The sequence below is a fragment of the Hymenobacter terrenus genome (assembly GCF_000972495.1).
Lineage (GTDB): Bacteria > Bacteroidota > Bacteroidia > Cytophagales > Hymenobacteraceae > Hymenobacter > Hymenobacter terrenus.
In genome coordinates, this window is sequence record NZ_LATM01000079.1 from 1 (window position 1) to 3,577 (window position 3,577).

Here is a 3,577-nt window from a genome sequence, read left to right on the forward strand (position 1 = left end):
ACTCTCCGGACCACCAGCCCCATCAGCCCCGCCATCAACGCGGGCGTCAACAACAAACTCTCCACGACCGATCTGGCTGGCAATCCCCGCGTCGCCGGTGGCATCGTGGACCTGGGCGCTTACGAAAGCACCGCCACCACCACGACGCCCCCGCCGCCCAGCACTACGACGCTGCGTAACCCCGACAACCCCACCGGGGCGCTGGCCCCCGGCGTGAACTACAACTACTACCAAGGCACCTGGACCCAGCTGCCCGACTTCAACACCCTGACCCCCGTTAAGCCCGGCAACACCACCACCTTCGAGCTGAGCGCCGCCAGCCAGGCCGACAACTTCGGCTTCCACTTCTACGGCTACGTGAGCGTGCCCGCCGATGGCGAGTACACCTTCGGCACCAAGTCCAACGAGGGCACCAAGCTCTACATCGGCAACCAGCTCGTCGTCAGCAACGACGGCCTGCACAATGCCAACCTCGAGCAGACCGGCAAAATCGGCCTCAAAGCTGGCCTGCACTTCATCGCCGTCGACTACTTCGAGGCCACCGGCGTCGAATTCCTGCAAGTGCTCTACGAAGGCCCCGGCGTGAGCAAGAAAATCATCCCCGCCTCGGCCCTGACCCGCCGCGACTTCAGCGCCAGCGCCCGCACGGCCCTGGGCACCGCCAAGGCGGCTGGTGCAAGCGCCGCGCTGAGCGCCTACCCCAACCCGGCCCACGACCGGGCCACGCTCAGCTACACCGTCGAGCAAGCGGGTGCCGTGCGCCTGGAAGTGCTCGATGGCCTAGGTCGTATCGTGGCTGTGCTCGTCGATGGCCAACAGAGCGCTGGCCCGCATGAAGCCGTCTTTGCGGCCCCCGCTCACCAAGGCTCGGCTCTGTTCAACGTGCGCTTGATCACGCCCACGGGCACCTCCTTCTCCCGCTTAGCACTGGATAAATAGGCGCCAGTCTTTTCTTTCTAAACGACTAGGTCTGCTCCTTCGGGAGCAGGCCTTTTCGGCGTGACTCAATAAAAGTGTGGTATTAATGAACATCAATTCTGTGTCGTTGAACCATGGATTCGTGTTGTTTATCCCTTATGGCCGATAGGGCGTTGATATTCAGGTGTAAAAAGGGCAACATTTGATCCGGCAACGTTGCCAGATAACCACTTTCACCCCAACCCTTTTTTAAGTCATGAAAAAACTTATTCTGTCGTTGTTACTGGGCACTGGAGCCTGGTTCGGCGCACACGCCACCGATTACTATGTCTCCAACGACAGTGGCAACGATATCAACAATGGCCTGACGGTGACCTCCCCCTTCAAGACCATTCAGCACATCGCCGACTTGAAAAATGCCGCTGGCCAGTATGTTCTCAAGGGGGGTGACGTGGTGTATGTACGCGCCAGCAAGGAGCCTTACAAAAACCTATACGATGGCGGGGCTGTAACCATCAAAAGTTCAGGCACACCCGCAACCAGTACGTCCCCCGCGAAATACATCGTCTTCCGCGACTATCCGGGCGATGCCAAACCCCTGATCCGATTCTCCAGCTGGCAGGGCTTTCAGATCAAAGGCAATGTGTCCTATGTGGAAATCCGGGGCTTTCGCATTCAGGGCAACAACAGCTCGTTCAACAATGCCCCTATCAAAAACGCCGACGGCTCCACCCCCCCCAGCGGCACACCTGGCGCCACCGGCACCCCCAACAACACCTCGGCCCTGACCCAGGGCATCAACAGCAGCCGCCCCAGACTGGGCGCCTGTGCAAACTTCAGCGCAGGTAAATGGCAGGACGAATACAATGGCTCCGGCATCAACGCGGAAGGCGACGATACCGGCACACCTCACCACCTGCGCTTCATCGACAACGAGATTTTTGAAGCCGGTAATTGCGGCATTGCCGCTATCAAAACGGATTATGTCACCATCGAGAACAACCTGATCTACAACAACTGCTGGTACACCATCTTTGGCGGCAGTGGCATCTCCATTCTCACTAGCAGGAACGTCGACAAGAACGCAGGCTATCACATGATTATCCGCAATAATCGCATCTTCGGCAACCGCCTCTACGTGCCGTGGTATAGTAAGGATACTCAGGCATCAAACCCCTGCCGGGGCATTACCGACGGCAACGGCATTATCGCGGACCTCAACGACCGGTATGCCAAAGACGCCAACAACAATGTGATCAAAGACGCCAACGGCAATCCGACGTTCGACCAAGCCACCACCTACACGGGCCGGTTCCTGATAGCCAATAACCTGGTGGTCAATAACGGCGGCGCGGGCATCCAATTCTTCAAGAGCAGCCACGGCGACATCGTCAACAACACGGCCTACCTCAACTCGCAGAGCACCGAAATCGACAACGGCGAAATCTATGGCAACCAAGCCACCGACATGCTTTTCCAGAACAACATCTCCGTGGGGCTGCCCGGCAACCTGGTCTTCAATGAAGTGAGCACTACGAAGAACGTCCAGTATGTGAACAACCTGTTCTCCGGCGGCAACATCACGGTCAACACGACCAACAACACGCTCACCAGCACTGGCAGCGGCACCAGCACCAGCGCCGACGACGCCCCCGTGCCCAAATCGGTGACCATCCCCACCGGCACTAACCTGGTCGGCAATCCGCAGTTCATCAATGCGAGCTTCGACTGGACCACCGCCAACTTCAACCTCCGGACCACCAGCCCCATTAGCCCGGCCATCAACGCAGGCCTGACCAATAGTGTAGCAACTTTTTCCACCAACGACCTGACTGGCACCACCGCCCGCGTAATCGGCGGCACCGTGGATATGGGTGCTTACGAGAGCAGCTTCATACCCTGCGGCGTAGCGACGGGCCTGAACACCCCAAGCGCGAGCCTGAGCAGCACCGGCGCTACCGTGGCCTGGACGGCCGTCTCGGGCGCCACGTCTTACAACGTGCGCTACCGCGTTTCGGGTACCACCACGGCCTGGACCAGCACCACGAGCACCACCGCCAGCAAGGCCCTCACCGGCCTGACGGCCACCACTACCTACGAATTCCAGGTGCAGACCGTGTGCAGCGGCGGCAACAGTGCCTTCAGCCCTTCGGCCACGTTCCTCACGGCTAACAACTGCGGCGTAGCGTCGGGTCTGAACACCTCGGGAGTGAGCAGCACCGGTGCCACGCTAGCCTGGACGGCCGTCTCGGGCGCCACGTCTTACAACGTGCAGTACCGTGTTTCGGGTACCACCACGGCCTGGACCAGCACCACCAGCACCACTGCCAACAAAGCCCTCACCGGCCTGACCGCGTCGAGTAACTACGAGTTCCAAGTCCAGACCGTATGCAGCGCCAGCAGCAGCAGCGCCTTCAGCCCCTCGGCCCCCTTCCGCACGCTCGACGCCACCACGCCGCCCCCCACCACGACGCTGCGTAACCCCGACAACCCCACCGGCACCGTGGCAGGCCTGAACTACAACTACCATGAGGGCACCTGGACCCAACTGCCCGACTTCGACACGCTGCCCATCGTTCGGACTGGTGCCACCGCGACCTTCGACCTGTCCCCCGCCCTGCAAGCCGACAACTTCGGCTTCCACTTCTACGGCTACGTG

Annotated in this window: 2 protein-coding genes; both read left to right on the top strand. The window is 60.2% G+C overall.

All coding sequences use genetic code 11. From position 1 onward, the window contains the following. The coding region (locus WX88_RS26405) for a PA14 domain-containing protein (protein ID WP_046247433.1) at positions 1-939 on the top strand (939 nt) is incomplete at its 5' end. A 235-nt stretch (positions 940-1,174) separates the two neighbouring features. Then, positions 1,175-3,577, top strand: a 2,403-nt coding sequence (locus WX88_RS26410) for a fibronectin type III domain-containing protein (protein ID WP_046247434.1), incomplete at its 3' end; no start/stop codon positions are given.